The sequence below is a fragment of the Methanospirillum hungatei genome (assembly GCF_019263745.1).
GTDB classification, from domain to species: domain Archaea; phylum Halobacteriota; class Methanomicrobia; order Methanomicrobiales; family Methanospirillaceae; genus Methanospirillum; species Methanospirillum purgamenti.
Genome location: NZ_CP077107.1, coordinates 3,008,375 through 3,030,482 on the forward strand (window position 1 = coordinate 3,008,375; position 22,108 = coordinate 3,030,482).

Genomic DNA, 22,108 nt, shown 5'->3' on the forward strand with positions numbered 1-22,108 from the left:
TTATACCTGATTACTCATGCTGGTAATCCTGGTGCATCAGGATCTTCAGACTGGTAATCATTCGTTTGAATGAGGAGGCAAGTTCACCAATTTCGTCATTTCTTTGAATAAAAATTGACACATTCGTATCTCCCCTGCTAATCTTATTTGCCGATTCTATCAGCATGTGGATGTCACGAATCATGGTTCGGGAGAATATGGCTATGATGAGTCCGGCACAGAGAATGCCAAGGAATAGAATAAGATAAATGGTCTGGCCAACAAAGTCCATCCGGTCCTGTACGACTGCTGCATGCATATCCACCCCAACTATACCAATGACCTCTCCCTTTGCATTCTTAATCGGTGCATACCCAGCAAGAACCGTCCCCCAGGGCCTTTCAACAAAGTCTTTTTCAACAGATGGTCCAGTAAATGCTGATGTCATGGCAGTTGTCGGATTTGAGACCGGAGTGCCTATCTTCACATCTCGCTTTCCGATATTGTATCCACTGTCTATGACATATTCCATCCCGCCATTTTGCTTTCTGACGGTGAATATCTTGACAATTTCATGATCTGCCTGGGACATATGGGCTAACTGTTCAGCATTCATCAGGTAGAGGATTTCAGCTTCCATTCCTGGTTTTAATTTAGCGATTTCATCTCCGTTCAGGTCTGCTGCAGTAATAGCGGCAAGAGCCACCAGTTCCTGCTGAGTTGATTCCTGAATTTTTTCCGTTGATGCACCGACGGTGAACAAAAATGTAAGTCCGGTAATAAGGATTACCAGGATAACAAAACCGGCGGTAAGTTTTGTCATGATTGAGTGCAGCATGGATGCCATTGAATAAATCTCTCCAAAATGTTCCAAATCACCGACCAGAAGACATCCGGTCAGGAACGGAATGTATGCACATGAGATCCCTCGCCGGTTCGATAATGATTGGGCATAGAGGATATTGTCAGATATAGTGAGAATAGGGAACTATAGAGATATCATACCTCTCATGAGTCTCCATACTCCTCCGTATTCTCTATCGAAAAACGGAATATTCCCGGGATGATAATGGGTGTCGGGAATTATCATGTCTCATACGATGAAAACTCCGGTTCTCCGGTTTGCAGGAATCATGCTCCTGCTCTGTGCTGTCTTTTTTGCTACTGCTCCTGTTATGGCAGAAGAGACTACTTTAAGTATCTCAGGTTCAACCACCGTTCTCCCGATCGCCTCTGCATGTGCAGAAGCATTCATGGACGCTCACCCTGACGTTGATGTTCAAGTCAGTGGCGGCGGATCTGGTGCAGGTATCAAGGCAATGGGCGAAGGAGTTGTCAGCCTTGCAATGGCATCCCGTGAACTGAAAGATGAAGAGAAGACTGCATACCCGGAGCTTCAGACCGTCGCAGTTGCAAAGGATGGAATTGCAGTTATTGTAAACCCTGAAAACCCGGTAGAAGCATTAACCCTCTCACAGATCAAGGACATCTACACCGGTACCATCACCGGATGGCAGGACCTTGGTGGAGAGACCGCTAATATTGAGATCGTCGGACGTGACAGTGCATCAGGAACCAGAGAGTTCTTCTTTGAGAAAGTTCTCCACAAGGAAGACTTCACCAAGTTCATGCTTGAAAAGAACTCCAACGGTGCAGTCCAGCAGTATGTCTCCCAGACCCCGACCGCAATCGGATATGTCGGTATGGGCTTTGAAGATGGCGTAAAAGTCATCGGAATCACAGGCGACGATGGAAAGAACTTAAAACCGTCTGTTGAAACCGTAAAGTCCGGTACATACCCACTCTCCCGTGAATTATACTTCGTTACCGCTGGTGAGCCAGAAGGCCTTGCAAAAGAGTTCCTTGACTTTGTCGTGAGTGCAGAGGGACAGAAGATCGTTGAAGAACAGGGCTTTGTAAGCCTGTAAGATAATCATATCGGACCACAATCAATTGGAGAGAAGAACCCTCTCCATTTCTGTTCTTCTATAATGTATCAGGTGTCGATAGTTCCATCCATAAACCTGATGACCCGATCAAAGTACTCCTCATGCCATGGTTCATGGGAAACCATCACGATCGTCTGACCATACTCCTGGTTCAGCCGTTTGAAGAGGTCAAGGACCATCCGTGAAGAGGAGGTATCAAGATTTGCACATGGCTCATCAGCAAAAACTATTGCAGGCTCATTCATCAGGGCACGTGCAATTGCCACCCGTTGCTGCTGACCGCCAGAAAGTTCACGCTTTAGGTGGCCACTTCTTCCTGAAAGACCAACCTCTTCTGCCAGCATCATTGCCCGATCCATCACCCGGTAAAAATCCATGCCCAAACCTAAACCAGGCACAGCGATATTTTCCACTACGGTCAGATCTTCAATGAGAGCGTAGTCCTGAAAAACATATCCCATGGTTTCCAGTCGAAATTGGGATCGTTTTTCATTGGAAAACAGAGAGACATCAGTTCCGGAGATCAGAACCTTTCCGGAGGTCTGGCTGTCAAGGAGCCCGGTAAGATGAAGAAATGTGGACTTTCCACTTCCGGATGGCCCCATAATCCCCACAAACTCTCCTTTGTGTATTCGGACTGACACACCCCGTAATGCATGTATGCTGACATCACCCATCTGATAGGTTTTTATAAGGTCGCAGGTCTCGATCATCGGTTCACCAGGTCCAAGATCTCTTCTGATGTTGCCTGTTGTGCAGGAATAAATCCGGCAACCAGGGAAACAAATCCCAGGACTACCAGTGATGGAAGGAGTACTGTCAGATCAAACACCGGATACACTGCACCGGCTGGGAACTGAAGAGGAAAAGCCTTGAAATATTCACTAATGCCCGTGAAGAGAGCTACTCCGCATACTGCACCGAAGCCGTAGATAACGGCAACCTGAACCAGATAATCCCTGATTATATCCCGCTCAGGAATACCGATAGCCTTGAGAATTCCTATCTGTCTTCGTTGATGGGTTGTATTGATGTATACCACAATGAAGATGACAATACTTGCAATAACAAGAGAAAAGACCAGCATGATAGAGTTCAGGAGGGAGAAACTCTTCAGTGCATCGCCTATTATCCCTTCTCCTTTTTCAGTTACCGTCTTGATATCATCATGAATTCCAAACTCCATAAGCCTGACCTTGGTCTCTTTGAGCGAATCTGCATCATACGCACGGATGAGGATCAAAGAAGATTCTCCGGTCTCTCCAAGTACTGATTCCATCTCCTTTCGCGTAATAAATGCCTCATTATCAGCAGAGAGAGACCCGGTCTCAAATATCCCTGCCACGGTCATTTTCCTGACAACTCCATTCTGAAATGTTACATCCAGAGAATCACCGGCATGAACACCCCCGAGTGATTCCATTTTATCCTTTTTTTCATCATCATGACCTGCAAGAACAGAACCGAGCAGAATCATATCAGTGTCGCCATCAGAGAGATACCGACCCTCGGTTATCTTCCCGGCTGTTCTGGTGACCTGCTCTTCATCTGAAGGAATAATTGTAGTAATCCCACGGGAAAGCGTTTTTTTCTCTGATTTCAGGGAGGTGCTGACGATCATGTGGGAAGAGGCTGCAGAGATTCCCGGAATCCGTTCAATAGTCCTGATCAGATTATCGGTATCTGAAAGAACCTGGTTGTCATCATCTGGTTCGATCACGAGGTCAGCATACTGGTAATCACTGACCTGCTGATTGTATGCTCCGGTAATTCCTGCGGTAAGGGATGGCATGAAGACCATCAGGACAAAGGATAATGCAACGATCATGATGGTAAGGAGAAATGTTCCTTTATTTCCCCTCTGTATCGCACGAACGGCCAGATATACAGGCAGGTAAACTTTTTTCATCGCCCGTTCACCGATTTCCGGCGATGGTACATCACTATACCGACACCAAGTAGACACAGGATAACCACTGACGGAATGAACAGAGGATTTCCTCGTGGTGCAATAGTCAGAGAGATGAGATCATCCATGACATATTCCGCCCCTTCATGCTCCATCCTGATGGTTATCGGGATCTGAACATCACCGGCAGGGGCATCCTGAAGGTAAAATACAGCGGGTCCGTCATTATTTGTTTCAATCTTCCCAACAAATGCCTCTTTTGTCCCTCGCACCGGGGCATCGATGACTGCCCTGACCCCATTCGCATCCCCGGTCCCTGTGTTTTCAATCCGAACAATGAGAGAGAAGGGCATTCCTTCAGATATCCGGACGGGATCAGATGTTACTGCTGCTATGGCAAGATCAGGTTTTCCCGATATTTTGACAGGTACCTGTTCAGTCTGGTGCAGGATGGTCCCTGCAGCAGTACTGTACTGCAGGGTGCAGGAAAGAAGTGAGATTCCCTCTGGTGTTTTCCGGCTGGTCGTAACCATGAGAGGGATACTCATATCCTCACCAGGGCCAAGCCGTGAAATATGTGTTACAACCTGGCTGGTTACAGAGATCTCAGGACTTGCCGGACTGATGTTCACCATGATTTCTGATGCAGCCGTTTCCCCGTCATTGCGAAGAACAAGAACACCCTCTGCATTTTCCCCAGGTATCACTGATGGAGGAATCTCTTTTGTAATCTGCAGTGCAGGATTTTTCTGCACCAGGCTGTCATCATTGACATTCACCGGGATCGGGTATTTCAGGCTTCTTCCCCCCTCGGTTGCGATATGCAACTCTGGAAAATAGATTCCTGATTGATGCGGAGCCTGCACCAGGAATGTCAGGGGTACTGACTGTCCAGGACCTACCTCTCCGACCCGACGGTAATCACCGGACTCCACCTGAAGACCGTTTCCAAACAGGGAGACATCTGACAGGTAGACATTGATATCCCTGGTTTCTGTAACCGACTGGCCGGTTGTCTGATCTCCACCAACTTTTGTAATTGTGGCCCCTTTTGCCGTGTTTGATACATGGACGGTAATAAGAGCAGAACCTCCTGGCATAATCACGTCTGGTCTGACCTCATACGAAGAGACTACAATGGTCGGTTCACTTGCAGTTACCACTCCGAAAAAGCCGACACCCGCCAGTATGATGGACAAAGAGATAAGGATGCAGACGATTCGATTATGTGCTGTTTCTTTTTTGATCCGACATGGAGTAGATCCTGCCGGACATGCTGACACGTGCGTCATTTATTATAACATAAGTGTCAGTTGAATGACATAAATGTTACTGACGCCAGTGTCATTATATCATCTCACCACAAACATTCTCCTATGCCTCGGGTTGTGCCGGAATACAAAGAAGAAGCAAAGAAGCGAATACTGGAGGTTGCCACCCGGATTGTCTTTGAAAAAGGATACCAGCATGTGCGGATGGACGACATTGCCAGGGAAGCTGGTATTTCACGACCAACGCTGTACTTGTATTATAAAAATAAAGAAGCCCTGTTTCTTGAGATCATCAAATCCATCATTGCAGATGTCAGTTCTATGGCACAAGAGACCATCCAGTCAGGAGAGATCCAGTCCTTTGGAGAATTTTTCGCAAAGGCCAATAACCGCTATAAGGACCAGTTTGCAATTGTCTTTGAAGTTATAGCAGGACTTCCAAAAAAACACATGATTATTACTGAGATTGCCCATCTTCATGATGAGATGATTCATCAGATCGCATTGTACCTGTCTATGCGGTTTCCTGACCGGCCGATAGAGTCTGAACCGGAAATCATGGCCAATGCTATGCTGGCCCTGTTCATTGGTCTGCAGATAAGACAAAGACTGGGCCTTGATCCGGAGAAAGCAGCACAGGTGTGGGAAACGGTGATATCAGCCCCGTTTCAACATGGCAGATGAATACGTAAAAATACTCCAGAGTGGAGGTGGGAATTTATTGTAACCCAAAAAAAAGAGTATATGAATAAAAGAGTGGCGATTTGATTTTTTCTCAAGTTTCTTGATCTTAATTGAAAATGAAAAGATCCTGATTCTTACTTAATCATAACCGTCCCACCATCTACCGCTACATAGAGGACACCATTCTGAACAGAAATCGCTGCAGGTTGATCTAATCCAATCTTTAAAGGAGTAACTTTACCATTGAGATCTACCATTACAACGGTATCGTCATAACTGACATATATTTTCTGATCTTCAATAGTCATCCCTTTGATGGGCTTTCCTAAATCCACCAAATTGCTTGAAACACCACCTCGAGATATCTTTTTAATAAGAGAACCTTTGTCATTCACAACAAACATATCTCTTGATTGGGTAACAACCAGATGTTTTGGATTTGGAAATCCGGAGGGGATATTAGTTATACTTCCAGTTTTGGTAATTTTATAGATATTCCCATCATATCCTCCGGCAACATACAACGTATCATCAGCATCGCAACCCATCGCTTGAGGGCTCCATATACCTGATGCTATCACCGTTTTTGTCCCGTCAGGGGTTATTTTCTGAATAGTTCCATCAAATGAACCTACATAGAGGTTTCCTCTACTGTCAAATACCGGGGAGCGTGGCCGATCAATACCACTGGTAACTACCTTTTCAGTCCCATCTGCACCGATTACTCCAATAGTTCCCTTTGTATAGTCTACAAAGTATACATCTCCTGCATTATTGACGGTGAATGAACCAAGATTATTGCTCGTTATCTGTGCCACGCTGTTATATGATGGAATATCACCCGTACTGGAAGGACTTATACGAACATTTTGAGATGCAATTTCCGTGTCTGTCGCAAATATTACTTCCATTATAATGGTGTAGGTTCCATAATCCGAGTATAGTCTGTTATGTGGATCAGACGGCGAACCTAATCCAATATTATACATATCTTCAAATCCATCTCCATATTTCCACCGTATTGCCTGAGCATGGGGGCAGGGAATAATTGGTGTTAAAATAACTTCTTTTGGATTAGCAGAGTTAATGGCAACAGAAAATGATACTGGACAACTGGTTTGTGGAGTATCCCATCCCTCTACCGTTGCACTGATTGTATCCTTTCCTCCATCTTTACAGGTAACCGTAAGAGTAGCCGTATATTTCCCAGGTTTAGAGTACACCCATTTGGGATCCTGGGCAAATGATACTCCTCCATCACCAAAATTCCAATGCCATGCTATAGGATCAGAGTAGGAACAATCCTTAAATTGTATCGTCAAAGGAACTGTGCCTGATGCTATGTCACCCCTACTTTCAGGTGCTATAGCGGAGAAACATGCCGTGCAAGAAGAATCAGTTGATATCGGACATCCTTTGGCATCAACTATCACTCCTGTTGGTGTGTTCGGACATGTGTCATCATCATCAGCAATCCCATCCTCATCTGAATCAGGTCTCTGTTCACTCCCAATAGCTCCTACTGCATCAATATCTGCTCCATAGTATAACTCTTTCCCGATTTCGCTCGGATTTTGAGGAGAATATGATGTAGGATCAGTAAGCCGCACATAACTAAATTTATCTCCAGAATTCACCATTCCATGAATGTCCACTCCGGTTGGCTGACCTGATATGACCCCAAGGTCAATCCATTCAATTCCGTCTTTGCTGATTTCAACTTTGAATGGTTCCACTGCAGGCCCATATTCATAAATATAGATGTCGAGTCCTTCTCCATCAATAAGGAAATTATTAGTGAATTTAAGGATGATACTCCCACCCTTGCCTAATGTGACATCACCTTTCGCTCCGATTATTGATGGACCTACCTCTCCATTGGGTGGGCCAATAACCGCAGATCCATCACTCTCTCCGGATTCACTCCCTGGAGTAAAATCAATAACGATGTCTGCAAAGGATACATCCCCCAAAGGGAACGTAACACCAGAATACGTTGCAGATTCACCCATTGCTAAGGGAGATGTTCCCCCCAGCACGAAAAAAATAGTCAAAAAAATCTTTATAAATACAATGGTTTTTTCCATATCCTTCCCTCCATTATACAATTGATAAGGAGGATTAGGAGATCAATTCAATGAGGTATTGCCTATTCCCCCTTGGTTTGGGTTTCATTATTTCCATAACCTGAAATGAGTAGGGTATAACAAAACCTGAACCCTCAATAGATCCCCAACTACCTTAAAACTTTACACCAATAAAAAAAATTTCATTTTAAAAATTTATTTTATCACCAAAATTCTCTTAAAATGGCAATTCGATTATAAAACTTGGAAAACCTTTTTTTCTATTCCACAAACCGTTTGTCAGTGTACGAAAAAAATAAATCAAAAAAGGTGAGAATCCCTAGCAGCTTACTTAATTTTTTTCTCAAGTTTCTTGAGTTTTTTCTTGGCAGATTCACTTCCCGCTGCTGCCTGCTTTGAGAGTTCTTCTGCCTTTGCCTTCTTCTCTCGGTTCAGCTTTACCAGCTGCTTTTTACTCGTTGGCATCTAACTCGTTGCTCCTAATAGGGGGTTCTATTTGCTTTTTTCCTTCTTAACCATATGTCTGTTCTTTTACACCGGAGAATGAAGGATGAATACTTCCAGACCACTCAATAACCAATAATCAGCCCATTCATAGATATATCCTGCTCTTCTTTCCGTTCATCTCCTCTTCGGTGATATGCTCTCCTTTTAATTTAAACTTCCAGCTCGGGGTCATATCATTTATCATAAGCACTCCTTCCGGACATCGAAGGACACAACCAAGACAGGCGATACATCGGGAAGGATCCGTCTCTCCGGTCATTGCATCAATTGCTCCGGTCGGGCAAAACTCCTCGCACTCCCGGCACATACAGCAATCTGCTCCTTGCCGCGTTGGAACCTGTGTTAGAATCCGGAACCTGAATCCCTCAATCTTGTCCAGTAATTCCTCCGGATGACTGGTCTTTTCAAGTTCACCAACCAAACAGGGATCCTCTCCGGAGAACCGGGCATAGATAATCTCAGCATACTCCCGTGCAACTGCAATGTCTGATTCATCCGGACGACCCTCCATCGCCTTCCAGCCACCGATATTGAAGGTATGAAATGCGAGAAATTCTGCAGATGAAACGACTGAAAACCCCTGTTTTTGAAGGAGTTGGGATGTGGTATAATGGGCCGGATTGATCTGAAAACCTCCATAGGTCAGAAAGATTGCACATTTCTTTCCGTCTCCGGAGAGATTCGGTAACCACTCCCGAACTACCCGGGGGATTCGCCAAGAGTGCACCGGTGCTCCGAGTATCAGGGCATCATATGATGTGCAGTCAAATCCGCCTTTCCTAGATGAAAGTGGAGTGATATCAATCATATCTACAGTACATCCGAATTCTTCCAGGCGGTTTTTAATGACTCTGCTTATTTTTTCCGTGTTTCCGGTTGCTGAAAAGTACAACAATCCTAGGTTCATTGATTTATTCTGATTCATAGTTTTCACTTTTGTTAATTAACTTAACAATAAATTTCTCGAAAAAAATTCAGTCTTCCCTCATGAATTCATCAGCCGTCGATTCGATTGCAGAGAAAAAAGTCATAATGGAAGCAAATTGTTCTTCTGTCATGTCGCCGAGTTTCTCATGCATCCGGGCAAATATGACCGCATGATGTGTTTCATGCCCGAGAAAAGCAATTCTTCCTCGAGGAGTTAAAGAAAGCCGAATCTCTTTTTCATTATCCGGAAGTTGGGACCGTTCCACGAGATTTTTTTGCTCCAACTTTCGAACCATCTGTGAGACTGCACTCTTCGAAATCCCCAGTTCTTCAGAGATAGAGGTGATATTCTGGCTGGGATTTTTCCCGATGACCATGATCATGTGGATCTCAGCACTTGAGAGGTGATCTCCTGATCCGAAATCACGGGGATTTTTCTCAAGTGCCATCATCTTGTTCATGATCCGAATCCAGGCCGATGAGATCTGCATCATATCAGCACAGGAGACCATTCACTATTCCTCTAGATATCATCTCTGCCATATTGTTAAGTTATTTAACAATATATGTGTTGTCCTAACTCAATATTTTGAAGGTTATATTAATTTTTAAAGTGATTCTCCAAAAAGAAACAGAATTCCATAATCTCATGGAAATAGGAGAACAAAAATTTAAGAAACTCAAGAACATGAGGATGGAGTCATATCCTAATCTCTCGACGACATTGCGATGAACTATTCTGAAATACAACTTTGCGAGTTATCGAAAAATTGCCCGCTGATTGATAGGTATGATTTATGGGATTTCCATAGGCAGTTACCCCATCACCAAAATCCCAGAATTCCCAGGTAGCATCCGGATAAGATTCAGAAATTATTGAAATATTCCTGGTTTCATTTCCTTCTGGAAGAAATAGTGAGAAATTTGCCCAATTTGGTGATATATTCCGGTCTGAAACAAGATGTATTTCATGATCTCTAGTGACTGGATTCAATATCCATGAATTATGAACATGAACCGGAATCGTATCAACAAGAAGATGGACAATATGAAAATCAGTTAATGTTGTCATTTGAAATGGGATTAACGACCCCTTCGGCACAGTGATGGTTCCGTTTGGAGTAATCATACTTCCATAATCGGATGAAACACTGATTGAGTAAAATACTGGATCTGGTGTTGGCGGAGGTACGGGGATTATTGTTGGAATCGGTGTAGGAACTGGGATTATCTGTGAGAATTCTACAAATACATAGTGCTTTGAACGAATATCAGGAAGTGTGAACACCGGAACAGGTCCCTGTGGAATTGAATCAAGGTACACATTCTTTACTGTATACCCGGCACATGGCGTACTACGAATGGAAAGATCTGAAGATTCTGAAACAATTACAATTCCATGTGGTTCTGTTTTTCCTCCATTTCCTGAATGAATAGTTATTTCATACGAAGGATTAGGAGGAGACTGAATCCTAAATATCACTGTATCAAATGACAAAACTCCATTCGGATTTTCAACATACAGGTTGTATTCCCCAGCAATCACTCCAGTAAGATCAAAGCTACCACGAACACTGGTTCCCTCTTCAGTTATCACCGTTGGTCCAGTAGTTACAACGATCTCACCACTTTCCGGATCACGAAGATGGAGAACACAACCGTCAAGAAAACCTGATCCAGTGACGGTTACCTCAACATTCTCCTCTGATGTTAATCCGGAATCCGGGTTCACTGAAATCACAACAGGAACAGGATGACTTATACTGAATACCACATCCTCGACATTACTCTGATCGTCTGGATTGACCACTCGTACCACATAATTACCCGCAGTTACTCCGGACAGATCAAAACTACCACAAACACTGTTTCCCTCTTCAGTAACCACCGTCGGTCCAGAAGTTACAACGATCTCACCACTTTCCGGATCACGAAGATGGAGAACACAACCGTCAAGAAAACCTGATCCAGTGACGGTTACCTCAACACTCTCCTCTGATGTTAATCCGGAATCCGGGTTCACCGAAATCACAACAGGAGCAGGATGATTTATACTGAATACCACATCCTCGACATTACTCTGACCATCTGGATTGACCACTCTTACTATATAGTCCCCCACAGTTACTCCGGACAGATCAAAACTACCACAAACACTGTTTCCCTCTTCATTCACTACCGTCGGTCCGGAAGTCACAACGATCTCACCACTATCCGGATCACGAAGATGGAGAACACAACCGTCAAGAAAACCTGATCCAGTGACGGTTACCTCAACACTCTCCTCTGATGTTAATCCGGAATCCGGGTTCACCGAAATCACAACAGGAGCAGGATGATTTATACTGAATACCACATCTTCGACATTACTCTGACCATCTGGATTGACCACTCTTACTATATAGTCCCCCACAGTTACTCCGGACAGATCAAAACTACCACAAACACTGGTTCCCCCTTCATTCACCCCCGTTGGTCCTGAAGTCACAACGATCTCACCACTTTCCGGATCACGAAGATGGAGAACACAACCGTCTAAAAAACCTGATCCAGTGATAGTTACCTCAACACTCTCCTCTGATGTTAATCCGGAATCCGGGTTCACCGAAATCACAACAGGAACAGGATGACTTATACTGAATACCACATCCTCGGCATTACTCTGACCGTCTGGATTGACCACTCGTACCACATAATCACCGACAGATAATCCGGAAAGATCAAAAATACCTTGAACACTGTTTCCCCCTTCATTCACCCCCGTTGGTCCTGAACTCACAACGATCTCACCACTTTCAGGATCACGAAGATGGAGAACACAACCGTCAAGGAACCCAGAACCGGTGACGGTTACCTCAATATTCTCATCTGAAGTTAATCCGATTTCTGGCTGGACACCTGTTACAACAGGAGGAATGCCAATCGTAGTGAAATAAACAAGTTCGGATGATACCTGACCATCACCATTGACAACCTGGACACGATACACCCCACCATGTTCAGTATCAACTGAAAATGAAGCTGAAAGACTATCCCCATTATGAACTACTGTAGATGCCTGATAAATGGTCCCGGATTCATGTACCAGTTCAACAAGAGAGTCAAAAGTAAAACCACTTCCCGTCACCGTACATGAAAATGGTTGTTCGTTTACCTGACCTGAATCAGGGGTAATTGCAGTTACTTTGGGAGATACTGGATACATTATCTTAAAAGGAACCTGACTCACATATGTTGCTAATGAGCGAGTCTTCATCCATATTTGGTACGAACCGACTTCTTGTTGGGCGATATCAAAAGTAACGGACAATTGGGTATCCGAATGAATTGAAAAACTTGAACATGGTATTCTATTGGTAATCGATTGATTTAGCAATATTTGATCAATTATTTCACTTTGAAAACCACTTCCAGTTATGGTAATCGTAACCTGGCCGGTATTTGTCCCACTTACCGGTGTAAAAGAATCAATACTCATTGCTCCGGCTGCTGAAGAAACCAGAAATAATGACGATAAACACATCAAACACACAAAATGGATAACAACACGACGCACAATCATGAAAGGAACCCACATGGTAGGTGAGAACAGAATATTAATGTCACGATTTTATGGCATAGGTTATATATACTAAAATAAGGAGAAAAATAAAATATTTGATTAACGTATCACCCTAACTCAAAGGTGGTAACTCCAAAAATTTCGTCAAGAGGGAGGGATGGCATCTTTTTCGTATACATCCGTGCAGTTCCGAACACCTGAGTCATTGAACGTTTTTGAGCCATTCGGACAGCTGCAGAATTTGGTTCAGGTGTATCGAAAAATACCATTTCACCAGAAATTGTTGCAGTAAGCCCATCAAATAACTCATCTGCTATTGCAGGGGAATTAGCGAAGATGGGCCCTATTTTGTATCCTTCATAGCATTTGCGGATAACTCCATACCCATTGATCTGTTCCTTGTTATCGATCTTCACGAGAGCTGTTGCTTCTGGCTGTTGTATCCAGTTTTTTAGGAATACTTCTCTTTTAACCGGAAAGTGAGCAGTATCATATTGAAGAAGAGAATCAAACGGCACATCTGTTGCGAATACAAGATCCGGCTGATCAGTTCCATTACCAATACCTTGCCACCGGATGTTTCGGTATGCAAACTGAAGACCTATCTTTGCATGATATTTATCCTGCATCTCATAAACGCCGTCTCCACCAAAGTTTCTATCACCCACATGTCGAAGCATCGCAGAAAAGATATCCCATCCGATACCATGATGCCGGAATGGTTCCTTTACAATGTAAAAACCACCAAAAGAAAAAGTGTTGTCATAATTAGTAGCAACACCAACTCCCAGAATCTCATCCTCATGTTCAGCACAAAACCAGCCATCAGGATCAACCGGATAATGACATTCTGCATCATAAAGACCGGGATTCCATCCGACATCCCGTGCCCATTCAATGGGAATATGTATCTCATCCGGTCTTATCGTTCTGATATGATATGAAAAAGACATATGAACCAAATCAGTACATCGTTCAAAAGAGTAATAAAACCGGCGATGTATGAAGAATGTCCGGGCAGGTGAGCGGAGAGTATCAGATCCATATCCTTCTATTAAGGAAAGAATAATGAAATACCATACAGGTGGACAGTATGATACATGATTTGGTTTTATTCCTGAATGATTTCATTCTCCCTATAATTTTTATCGTCAATATACTCTTTGCCATCATGGTTGTTTTTATTGAGAGGAAAAATCCCACAGCGACTATTGCCTGGCTTATGGCACTTCTTCTCCTTCCGGTTGTCGGCTTTATTCTCTACCTCTTTGTTGGTCAGAGTTTTTACCGGGAGCGAATGTTCAGAGTAAAAAAAGAGGACGATGACAGTCTTACAACCATCATTGAATCCCAAAAGAAAGAACTCTTTGTGAATGATGTACCAGGAGAGCATCCGATTTCTGATGCGTATAAACGGATGATGTTCATGCTCATGGAGAGCAATAAAGCACCAGTTACGGTGAGAAATGAAGTTAGCGTATTTATTGATGGAAATGATAAATTTAAAGCCTTGGTTGATGCCATTCGAGGAGCGCAGGATCATATTCACCTTGAATATTATATTCTCAAAGATGATGAGATTGGAAACGAAGTTTTTGCAGCTCTGACCGAACGTGCACAAGCCGGAGTAACTGTTCGATTCCTGGGTGACGGTCTTGGTTGTGCCGGGCCGGGAAAGAAATTTTTCGAACCTTACCAGAAGGCAGGAGGAAAACTTGCATTCTTCTTTCCATCACTCATGAATATATCACACCCCAGACTTAATTACCGAAACCATAGAAAAATTGCTGTTATCGATGGAAAAGTGGGATTCATTGGCGGTTTTAATATTGGAGATGATTATTTAAGCAGAATTCCCCAATGGGCACCATGGCGGGACACTGCCGTACAAGTATCGGGAGACGCCGTTCTGGCAATGCAGATGCGATTCTTTCTTGACTGGAATTATGCTGCAAAGGACGATACCCTGGAGTACTCACCACGATTTTTCCCGGATAATGGTGCCCCGGTTGATGCCTGGGTTCCCATCCAGATCGTGTCTGGAGGCCCGGATACTTATTGGAACCCGATAAAAGAATCATATCTGAAACTCATCACCCTTGCATCAGATTCGGTATACATTCAGACACCCTATTTCATTCCTGATGAAAGCATTATGGATGCCCTCCGGATGGCAGCACTATCAGGGATTGATGTTCGGATCATGATGCCGGCAAAACCTGATCACATGTTTGTTTATTGGGCAGGATATTCCTACATTGAGCAACTGGTAGAATCCGGAGTCAGAGCGTATACCTATGATACCGGATTTATCCATGCAAAAACTATTGTAGTAGATGAGGTAGCTGCTTCCGTTGGAAGTGCAAATTGGGATGTCAGAAGTTTCAGACTCAATTTTGAAACAAATACCATCATGTATGATCATACCATAGCAAAAGAACTGAAAGAATTTTTTATTCATGATCTTCAGGTCAGTACTGAACTAACAAAAGAACGGTTTGAAGCCCTGCCTACAAAAATAAAGATAAAACAATCTATTTCAAGGCTTTTCTCTCCGCTCCTCTGAACAATCATATCCTTTTTTTCGGTTACTGTACAGCGTGAATTTTCTTTGACAGGATGTTATCAGATGTGAGGTTCTTCTTTTTTGTACAGAATAATGTGCACCCAGTTTTGAAAGCGAATATGGGACAAAACTCCAGGCAATCACTCCAGCGGTGGCACCTTTGGCAATATAACCTCCTGGCCTGCCCATGACAACATTTTTTCGTTTCAGAACGCCTTTGAGAAAATCTTCAACTGAATCAGCCTGAACACCAGTTACAACATTTCCGACATCTGATAAAATATGTGCATCTGAACCGCCAGTATAAGGGATTTTATGATGTTCTGCATATGCAATAGCCTTTTTATTCAGGCTCTCGATCATGCCTCCACAGATAACCTCAATACCATCAATATGATCAAGAACTCCTGGAAGCATCTGTTTTTCAACACATTTGAGAACACCGCGATTAATCCCATAATACCCAAATGGATGAGCTGCTATCCGGAGACAATCAAATGATTCGGCAAGAAGCAGACAGTCCAGAACTGGAAGATTTTTCGGAAGCCCTGGTGTTTTTTCTGTTCGCCGCCGGGAGAATTCATCGTAAAAATCCTGCATATCACCTCCTGTATAAAAATATAACAAGAGGTGGGGACCCTCTTGTGTTTCAAGTTCAATACCGGGGATAATAAGAACATCTGATCTGATTGATAAAGCCTGAAGAGAACCACTAATTTCATTATGATCAGTTATTGCAACCCCTATCTGCCGATCTGATGCATATCTGATCAGATCCTCAATCCGTGTTATTCCATCTGAATGAGTAGTATGCAAATGCATATCCAATGGATAATATCCATGCGAAAGAAGTAAAGCAATGTCAGGTCTGGAATAATCAATGGTGCTGGAATGATCAATCATTTTTTGTTGAATTCACGAACGTATTTTATTAAAGGTATGTTTTTTTAAGTAACAACTCGGTAGGGGCTTAACCCCTTGGTATAAATCCTGTGTTTTCATCCAAGGAGTTACAAAATATAATAGAAATGGCGCAATACATCCGCTCACTATGATATTTACAATAAACCAGCTTCCCATAGTATTGAAAAGCTGGGCGGATGAGATTATTCCTCCGATTTCAAGCGTAAATGCTCCCCAGATAGCACCAGCGAGATTATTGAGAATCACTCCAAATATCATGAATACCATCAGATCATGCCAGGTTTGAAGAACTGGGTCTGCATGAAAATACCGAAATGCAATCAAGGGAATGAAAGCCTGCAAAAGATCTGCTACTGACCAGTAGAGAGAAACATCTAAAGGGAGCCCGCTCAGAATCCCCGCTCCAATAACACATCCAAAATACGCAGCAAATACTCCCCACATTCCAAACCATAATGCACACACGATCATGAATGCCACAATCAGGTAAAAAGATGAAACACCTGGAACAATCGGATAGGAAAAGACGAAATATTTCGCACCAAGTGAATGAAGACACACCAGTAAAAAAAATAAAGATAGATAAATTATTGTTGGTGGTCGGGCTATTTCTTCATTGCATAGATCTGACTGTTCCTGAACCACAGGATACTACATATGTAAGAAGAGGATATAAACAATTACCTGATATCAGAAGTCCGGAGAAATAATGCATCCAATGATAACAAAATGGAGACAGGATCCAGTAACGGGTGCATTTTTTATCGCTCTTTTACTGGCACTTATCTTGTTTCCATATTGGTGGCTTGCTGACCGGTGGTTTAGGACTATCATATTTGATGACGCAACACGGTTTACTTTTACTTCAACTACTTTTCTTCTGATACTGGCAATAGTTGATTGTGCATTTCTTGTCAGATATTATCAGATCAGACGAAAAAATGATCTTGCTCATAGTGCTGACCTAATACGAAAAGGAGCTGAAAATTATCGGTTGCTCATTGAAAAAGCACCTTTTCCCATCGTGATTACCAAACTTTCAGACAGAACAATTTTGGAAATTAACAATGAAGCTGCAGACCTCTTCTCTATTATACCATATGAGAGGATAGGAAAAAAAGTATCAGAACGATTTATCACAGCAATGAACCAGGAAAAAATTCTTGAGATCCTTTCAACAAAAAAACAGGTCTCTGATTTTGAAGTATCGTTTCAAAAAGACAATAATGAAGTTGTATACGCATCGCTATCCGCTAATATTATTGATTATCTCGGTGAAAAGGCAGTTTTTTCCGCTTTTGTAAATATCTCTGAGCGGGTTACTCTTGAAAAGGAAATATTATACCGTGAAGAGAAGTTTTCAACAGTTTTTCACGAGGTCCCAAATCCGCTGATGATCCTCTCTGATGCCGGGGAAATTATTGAAATTAATAAAGGATGTGAAACCTTTATCGGTCTCTCAAAGGATCTTCTGGTTAACAAAAAACTTGAAGACTTTCAGTTTTTCCCGGATATTGATAAGGAATTTTACTGTAAGGCAGTTCATGACAGTCAGGCAGTAGAGACCGTGATAGTTCTTCCTGATAACCGGAGGAAATTTGTATCTCTCTATATCAGGTCAATCTCTATTCATGATGCTCCTCATGGGCTCCTTCTCATCCAGGATATCGATGAGATAAAAAGAACACAAAATGCTATCAGCCAGGCAAATAATCAACTTTCAATTCTCAACAGCATTACCAGACATGATATCTTAAACAGGGTTATGGTGGTCATCTCTTATTGTGAACTATTAGGATACAAGGTGAAAGAAGACCCTGAGTCAACCTGGATACGAAATATTGTTAAATCCGGAGAAGACATTCAGGCTTTGATTGATTTTACACGACAATACCAGGATCTGGGAATAAACCCCCCGAAATGGCAACGAGTAGAGGAGATTATGAAAAAGAGAAACATTGCCTCTCTCCTTTCTGATGTATCTGTCTCTTTGCCAGATGAACACATAGAGGTGTATGCTGACCCTATGTTTGAAAAGGTGTTATACAATCTTATTGACAATTCAATTCGTCATGGTGAAAAAGTTACCCTGATATCACTTTCATATGTCAACCATGATCCAGATCTCATTCTTCGGTATACTGATAACGGTGTTGGAATTAGTACTGAAGATAAGAAAAAAATCTTTAAGAAAGGATTTGGAAAAAATACTGGACTCGGTCTTTTTCTTATCAGGGAGATATTACATTTAACGGGCATTATTATTTCTGAAGAAGGGATTCCAGGTAATGGAGTCAGATTTGACATGATAGTTCCAGCGGGTGCATTCCGAACGCAACGTGGTACGTGAAAATCATGAGTGATATTTCATGCACCATTCTCTCCCCCCGGACAAGAATTCTAACTTTTGATGATAATATTTCTGTTCTGCTTATCATCGGAAGCAGATTCACATTTTTGTGTGATACACACCTCGGTCCGGAATCGATGAAAAAAGTTCTAAATGAATTAGGTACTATCTCGCATCCGGAACAAATGGTGATATTTAATTCTCATTCAGACTGGGACCATGTATGGGGGAATTGCGAATTTTCACATAATCTTATAATCGGCCATTCCACCTGCCGGGATCGTTTAAAAGAGCGGGGTGAGTATGACCTGATATCTCATTCATCGATGACTCGGGGAATTGTAACAATAACTCTACCAAATATGACCTTTGATAGCCGGCTAACATTTGAAGAGGATGATGTTGAATTTATTTATGCTCCTGGGCATACGATAGATTCCTCACTATGTTTTGACCGGAAAGATTCAATCCTCTATGTTGGAGACCTGGTTGAGGATCCGATTCCATACCTTGATTACGAAAGAACAGATCTCTACCTGAATACACTGGAAATGTTGCTTACATTCCCGGCTGATATTATGGTATCAGCACATTCTGGAATTATAGTCAGGGATCTGATCAGGGCGAATATTGCATACATACAAGCGGTCCAGGAAGGAAAATCCATTGACAACAGCAGATTTGGAGCATATAATAATGTTCACCAACTCAATCTGAACACCCGAATCATGTTCCGTTATGAAAAAGAAGTCAGGGACATATTGAAGGAAAAATTTGATTTTCTCTCTTTCTGGTCACTTTTTCCAAACTTTGAAAAAAAATCATCGGACGAATTAGAAATAAACTTAAAACAGTACCTCATGGAAATTGAGAACGTACGACACCATCAATAATAAATTAAAAATTATTTAAAAATTTTTTCGATTCCCGCTGCAATTATTGCTTCATCAGACATGTCTCCATCATGAAGTGTCAATAATTCTAGGACACCATTTAATATCTGGGCTATCATGACCATGTGATAATGAACCGGATGATTTGAAAAAATCCCTTCTCTGATGGCTCGAGAATACAGATCTGTCATCCATCGAAACTCTTCATAGGCCCGGTTTTGAACGGCATCGCTGATGTTTGGAGAATGATGAAACTGAGTTAAGAATCGTGCTTTTTCCGGATTTGCAATACCCCAATCGATATATCGGATAAATCCCCGTTCAAGCAATGTTCTGGTAGGAAGTGCAGGATTATCTTCATTTCCGACAACCGAACTCATCTCCTTTTTTATCGACAGATATAATTCATCAATAAGAGTTTGTTTATCAGGAAAATAGTGAAAAAGTGTTCCTGTTGATACATGAGCAGCTTTGCTAATCTGTGATGTTGGTGTTGCATGAAATCCAAAGGTGGTAAAAAGGTGAAGAGCTGATGATACTATTCTCTCCCGCTTATCTTCGTTATTTATATGAGTTTCTGGTAATTTCTGTAAGTTCATGATACATCTTATAAGGAAGATCTCATTTATTCATTCTTTATTGATGATCCAAACATTCGCTTTGCAATCATGAAAACCAGTTTTGTTGTCAATCCATCCATAGTTTTCGCAACTTCTTTCAATTCTTCCGGGATTGGGATATTCTGGGGACATTTTGATACACATTTTCCACATTGTCTACAAAGAGAAGCATTTCCTGGCGAACCCATCCCTCCCATGAGTTGCATGCTATAAAATCCACGGGTCATCAGTTTATCGCCAAGCATGTGATACTGGTTATAAAAATAAAAACACATGGGGATGTTCACACCAAACGGACATGGCGTACAATATGAACAACCAGTACACCCGACTTTCATCATCTTTGTATACACATCCCGGGCATCATCGATAACCTGGATATCCATATCTGATAAACTGCCCGGAGTTGCTGCATCACATGTTGCAATATTTTCTGCAAGATGAGTTTCATCATTCATTCCGGATAAAACCACAGTAACCTCTGGATGATTCCAGACCCAGGAAAGACCAAAGGCCGCTGCAGTTCGTAATGAACCAGATTTCTCATATATATGTCGTACCTCTTTTGGAACCTTTTCAGCAAGCATACCGCCCCGGAGTGGTTCCATCACCATAACGGCAATGTTTTTTGAAGCAGCATAGAGCAAGCCATCTTTTCCTGCCTGGTTCTCTTCGTCAAGAATATTATACTGGATTTGACAGAAGGTCCAGTCATACGCATCAATGATCTCCCGAAATGTTTTTCGGTCACCATGGAATGAAAATCCAATATTTTTTATGAGTCCGGCCTGCTGAGCAGACTCTAAAAACTCAAACACTCCAAGGTCCTGAAATTTTTTCCATGAACCGGAGTTGAGGGAATGAAGAAGGTAATAATCAATATGATCCGTCTGAAGACGTTTCAGTTGAATTGAAAGAATTTTATCCATATCTTCCCTCGTTTGCACATTCCATGGTGGAAGTTTCGTTGCCAGTTTTACCTTCTCCCGGTAGCCATTCGTGAGGATCCTTCCAAGGACTTTCTCACTTTCACCTCCATGATATGAAAAAGCAGTGTCAATGTAATTCACACCCTGATCAATGGCATGGCGAATGAGCCTGGAGGCACGTTCTTCATCAATATTTCCTCTTTTTGTCGGAAGTCTCATTGCTCCAAATCCCAATGCGGATAAAGAATCACCATTTTTTGGTACTGTTCTGTATTGCATAGTCCACTCCGGATCACGTGTTGATTGACTAGTTAGTCTAGACTGATTAGTCGATCAGACTTGATAAAATTTTCGCGGAGCAATCAGTAGATCTGAAACCTTATGATGGATCACCCACATGATCTGGTAAAAAGATGATGAACACTATGAACCACGAATCAGGTTTTTCAGGACTGGAAGCTGCCTTAATCATGATTGCATTTGTGGTCGTTGCAGCAGTATTTGGCTATAGTATGATAAGTACAGGTTTTTTTGCTTCTCAAAAAGTTCAGGAGGTCACATATGCAGGAATCAAGCAGAGTTCGTCTGTTGCGATAACTGACGGATTAATCAGGGGACAATATGATGCAGGAAAGGGAGGAATCACGTCTCTGACTTTCAGCCTATCTGTTCCTGACACTGGAGAATCCATTGATCTCTCAAAGATGATTTATTATTATGTACGGAATAATGAAGGAGGGAATGCAGTTCCTCTTGATTATGTAACTCCGAAATCAGGAATTCTTGCATCTGGAGATTCTACTCGGATAAGGCTTGCCCTTTTTGATGCAGGACTTGCAGGTCCGATGGCAGGTGGTACTTTCTCACTGGAAATTAAACCTCCGATTGGTGCTTCAACATTAATTCAAAGGCAATTACCAACAGGATACAATGGAGGATATCTCTCCTGAT

20 protein-coding genes are annotated in these 22,108 nt (G+C 42.3%); 6 read left to right on the plus strand and 14 right to left on the minus strand.

Annotation, left to right across the window (positions count from 1 at the left end):
• Positions 1-10 precede the first annotated feature (10 nt).
• The gene (locus KSK55_RS14585; protein WP_218607433.1) at positions 11-826 is read right to left on the minus strand and encodes a HAMP domain-containing protein; all 816 of its coding nucleotides are present in this window, start codon (positions 824-826) and stop codon (positions 11-13) included.
• 241 nt (positions 827-1,067) lie between these two features.
• Between KSK55_RS14585 and KSK55_RS14590 the strand changes: the two genes are divergently transcribed.
• On the plus strand, positions 1,068-1,907 hold the full coding sequence (locus KSK55_RS14590; RefSeq protein WP_256664043.1) for a phosphate ABC transporter substrate-binding protein: 840 nt from the start codon (positions 1,068-1,070) through the stop codon (positions 1,905-1,907).
• Positions 1,908-1,975: 68 nt separating this feature from the next.
• On the opposite strand, the gene KSK55_RS14595 is transcribed toward KSK55_RS14590, so the two are convergent.
• From KSK55_RS14595 to KSK55_RS14605, 3 genes are read right to left on the minus strand one after another with little or no spacing between them, the layout of a single operon-like run.
• Positions 1,976-2,641, minus strand: a complete 666-nt coding sequence (locus KSK55_RS14595) for an ABC transporter ATP-binding protein (protein ID WP_218607435.1) — start codon at positions 2,639-2,641, stop codon at positions 1,976-1,978.
• Positions 2,638-3,837 carry an ABC transporter permease gene (locus tag KSK55_RS14600; protein ID WP_218607436.1) on the minus strand — a complete coding sequence of 400 codons (1,200 nt, stop codon included), beginning with the start codon at positions 3,835-3,837 and terminating at the stop codon, positions 2,638-2,640. Before KSK55_RS14600 ends, KSK55_RS14595 begins: the two co-directional genes overlap by 4 nt.
• On the minus strand, positions 3,834-5,129 hold the full coding sequence (locus KSK55_RS14605; RefSeq protein WP_218607437.1) for a COG1361 S-layer family protein: 1,296 nt from the start codon (positions 5,127-5,129) through the stop codon (positions 3,834-3,836). The genes KSK55_RS14600 and KSK55_RS14605 overlap by 4 nt, the downstream gene beginning before the upstream one ends.
• Positions 5,130-5,213: 84 nt before the next feature.
• On the opposite strand from KSK55_RS14605, the gene KSK55_RS14610 reads away from it, so the two are divergent.
• Positions 5,214-5,792 (plus strand): TetR/AcrR family transcriptional regulator, encoded by a 579-nt coding sequence (locus KSK55_RS14610; protein ID WP_218607438.1) that lies wholly within the window; start codon positions 5,214-5,216, stop codon positions 5,790-5,792.
• 134 nt (positions 5,793-5,926) lie between these two features.
• On the opposite strand, the gene KSK55_RS14615 is transcribed toward KSK55_RS14610, so the two are convergent.
• From KSK55_RS14615 to KSK55_RS14640, 6 genes are all read right to left on the minus strand, one after another.
• A complete protein-coding gene (locus tag KSK55_RS14615) occupies positions 5,927-7,879 on the minus strand; it encodes a PKD domain-containing protein (protein WP_218607439.1) in 1,953 nt (650 codons plus the stop codon).
• Between the two features lie 327 nt (positions 7,880-8,206).
• Positions 8,207-8,344, minus strand: coding sequence for a hypothetical protein (locus tag KSK55_RS14620; protein WP_214420919.1), 138 nt, complete (start codon positions 8,342-8,344; stop codon positions 8,207-8,209).
• Between the two features lie 127 nt (positions 8,345-8,471).
• On the minus strand, positions 8,472-9,311 hold the full coding sequence (locus tag KSK55_RS14625) for an EFR1 family ferrodoxin (protein ID WP_256664044.1): 840 nt from the start codon (positions 9,309-9,311) through the stop codon (positions 8,472-8,474).
• 49 nt (positions 9,312-9,360) lie between these two features.
• Positions 9,361-9,825: a MarR family transcriptional regulator gene (locus KSK55_RS14630; RefSeq protein WP_218607440.1), complete on the minus strand. Its 465-nt coding sequence runs from the start codon at positions 9,823-9,825 to the stop codon at positions 9,361-9,363.
• A 188-nt stretch (positions 9,826-10,013) separates the two neighbouring features.
• Positions 10,014-12,875, minus strand: a complete 2,862-nt coding sequence (locus KSK55_RS14635; protein ID WP_218607441.1) for a PKD domain-containing protein — start codon at positions 12,873-12,875, stop codon at positions 10,014-10,016.
• A 107-nt stretch (positions 12,876-12,982) separates the two neighbouring features.
• Positions 12,983-13,828, minus strand: a complete 846-nt coding sequence (locus tag KSK55_RS14640; RefSeq protein WP_214420922.1) for a GNAT family N-acetyltransferase — start codon at positions 13,826-13,828, stop codon at positions 12,983-12,985.
• Positions 13,829-13,968: 140 nt separating this feature from the next.
• On the opposite strand from KSK55_RS14640, the gene cls reads away from it, so the two are divergent.
• Complete coding sequence (gene cls / locus KSK55_RS14645) at positions 13,969-15,441, plus strand: cardiolipin synthase (RefSeq protein ID WP_218607442.1); 1,473 nt, start codon at positions 13,969-13,971, stop codon at positions 15,439-15,441.
• Here cls and KSK55_RS14650 read toward each other — a convergent pair.
• Positions 15,415-16,344 carry a PHP domain-containing protein gene (locus tag KSK55_RS14650; RefSeq protein WP_218607443.1) on the minus strand — a complete coding sequence of 310 codons (930 nt, stop codon included), beginning with the start codon at positions 16,342-16,344 and terminating at the stop codon, positions 15,415-15,417. The genes cls and KSK55_RS14650 overlap by 27 nt on opposite strands.
• Positions 16,345-16,356: 12 nt before the next feature.
• Positions 16,357-17,010 carry an MASE1 domain-containing protein gene (locus KSK55_RS14655; protein ID WP_218607444.1) on the minus strand — a complete coding sequence of 218 codons (654 nt, stop codon included), beginning with the start codon at positions 17,008-17,010 and terminating at the stop codon, positions 16,357-16,359.
• A 64-nt stretch (positions 17,011-17,074) separates the two neighbouring features.
• On the opposite strand from KSK55_RS14655, the gene KSK55_RS14660 reads away from it, so the two are divergent.
• Together KSK55_RS14660 and KSK55_RS14665 are read left to right on the plus strand one after the other, a co-directional pair.
• On the plus strand, positions 17,075-18,715 hold the full coding sequence (locus KSK55_RS14660; protein ID WP_218607445.1) for a PAS domain-containing protein: 1,641 nt from the start codon (positions 17,075-17,077) through the stop codon (positions 18,713-18,715).
• Positions 18,716-18,720: 5 nt separating this feature from the next.
• Entirely contained in the window at positions 18,721-19,608 is an 888-nt protein-coding gene (locus tag KSK55_RS14665; RefSeq protein WP_218607446.1) for an MBL fold metallo-hydrolase, read from the plus strand.
• A gap of 11 nt (positions 19,609-19,619) precedes the next feature.
• Here the strand turns inward: KSK55_RS14665 and KSK55_RS14670 are convergent, their stop codons facing one another.
• Positions 19,620-20,207 (minus strand): TetR/AcrR family transcriptional regulator, encoded by a 588-nt coding sequence (locus tag KSK55_RS14670; protein WP_218607447.1) that lies wholly within the window; start codon positions 20,205-20,207, stop codon positions 19,620-19,622.
• Positions 20,208-20,233: 26 nt separating this feature from the next.
• Entirely contained in the window at positions 20,234-21,436 is a 1,203-nt protein-coding gene (locus KSK55_RS14675) for an aldo/keto reductase (RefSeq protein WP_218607448.1), read from the minus strand.
• Positions 21,437-21,582: 146 nt separating this feature from the next.
• Here KSK55_RS14675 and KSK55_RS14680 point away from each other — a divergent pair, with 146 nt between their 5' ends.
• Complete coding sequence (locus tag KSK55_RS14680; RefSeq protein WP_218607449.1) at positions 21,583-22,107, plus strand: flagellin; 525 nt, start codon at positions 21,583-21,585, stop codon at positions 22,105-22,107.
• Position 22,108: the final 1 nt, after the last annotated feature.

What these genes read in the sequence shown, in the direction of transcription:
- KSK55_RS14635 (WP_218607441.1), bottom strand. Translation starts at nt 12,875, where the DNA reads ATGATTGTGCGTCGTGTTGTTATCCATTTTGTGTGTTTGATGTGTTTA.
- KSK55_RS14630 (WP_218607440.1), bottom strand. Translation starts at nt 9,825, where the DNA reads ATGGTCTCCTGTGCTGATATGATGCAGATCTCATCGGCCTGGATTCGG.
- KSK55_RS14680 (WP_218607449.1), top strand. Translation starts at nt 21,583, where the DNA reads ATGAACCACGAATCAGGTTTTTCAGGACTGGAAGCTGCCTTAATCATG.
- KSK55_RS14585 (WP_218607433.1), bottom strand. Translation starts at nt 826, where the DNA reads ATGGCATCCATGCTGCACTCAATCATGACAAAACTTACCGCCGGTTTT.
- KSK55_RS14665 (WP_218607446.1), top strand. Translation starts at nt 18,721, where the DNA reads ATGAGTGATATTTCATGCACCATTCTCTCCCCCCGGACAAGAATTCTA.
- KSK55_RS14610 (WP_218607438.1), top strand. Translation starts at nt 5,214, where the DNA reads ATGCCTCGGGTTGTGCCGGAATACAAAGAAGAAGCAAAGAAGCGAATA.
- KSK55_RS14605 (WP_218607437.1), bottom strand. Translation starts at nt 5,129, where the DNA reads ATGACGCACGTGTCAGCATGTCCGGCAGGATCTACTCCATGTCGGATC.
- KSK55_RS14640 (WP_214420922.1), bottom strand. Translation starts at nt 13,828, where the DNA reads ATGTCTTTTTCATATCATATCAGAACGATAAGACCGGATGAGATACAT.
- KSK55_RS14650 (WP_218607443.1), bottom strand. Translation starts at nt 16,344, where the DNA reads ATGATTGATCATTCCAGCACCATTGATTATTCCAGACCTGACATTGCT.
- cls (WP_218607442.1), top strand. Translation starts at nt 13,969, where the DNA reads ATGATACATGATTTGGTTTTATTCCTGAATGATTTCATTCTCCCTATA.
- KSK55_RS14660 (WP_218607445.1), top strand. Translation starts at nt 17,075, where the DNA reads ATGCATCCAATGATAACAAAATGGAGACAGGATCCAGTAACGGGTGCA.
- KSK55_RS14615 (WP_218607439.1), bottom strand. Translation starts at nt 7,879, where the DNA reads ATGGAAAAAACCATTGTATTTATAAAGATTTTTTTGACTATTTTTTTC.
- KSK55_RS14620 (WP_214420919.1), bottom strand. Translation starts at nt 8,344, where the DNA reads ATGCCAACGAGTAAAAAGCAGCTGGTAAAGCTGAACCGAGAGAAGAAG.
- KSK55_RS14625 (WP_256664044.1), bottom strand. Translation starts at nt 9,311, where the DNA reads ATGAATCAGAATAAATCAATGAACCTAGGATTGTTGTACTTTTCAGCA.
- KSK55_RS14600 (WP_218607436.1), bottom strand. Translation starts at nt 3,837, where the DNA reads ATGAAAAAAGTTTACCTGCCTGTATATCTGGCCGTTCGTGCGATACAG.
- KSK55_RS14675 (WP_218607448.1), bottom strand. Translation starts at nt 21,436, where the DNA reads ATGCAATACAGAACAGTACCAAAAAATGGTGATTCTTTATCCGCATTG.
- KSK55_RS14595 (WP_218607435.1), bottom strand. Translation starts at nt 2,641, where the DNA reads ATGATCGAGACCTGCGACCTTATAAAAACCTATCAGATGGGTGATGTC.
- KSK55_RS14590 (WP_256664043.1), top strand. Translation starts at nt 1,068, where the DNA reads ATGTCTCATACGATGAAAACTCCGGTTCTCCGGTTTGCAGGAATCATG.
- KSK55_RS14670 (WP_218607447.1), bottom strand. Translation starts at nt 20,207, where the DNA reads ATGAACTTACAGAAATTACCAGAAACTCATATAAATAACGAAGATAAG.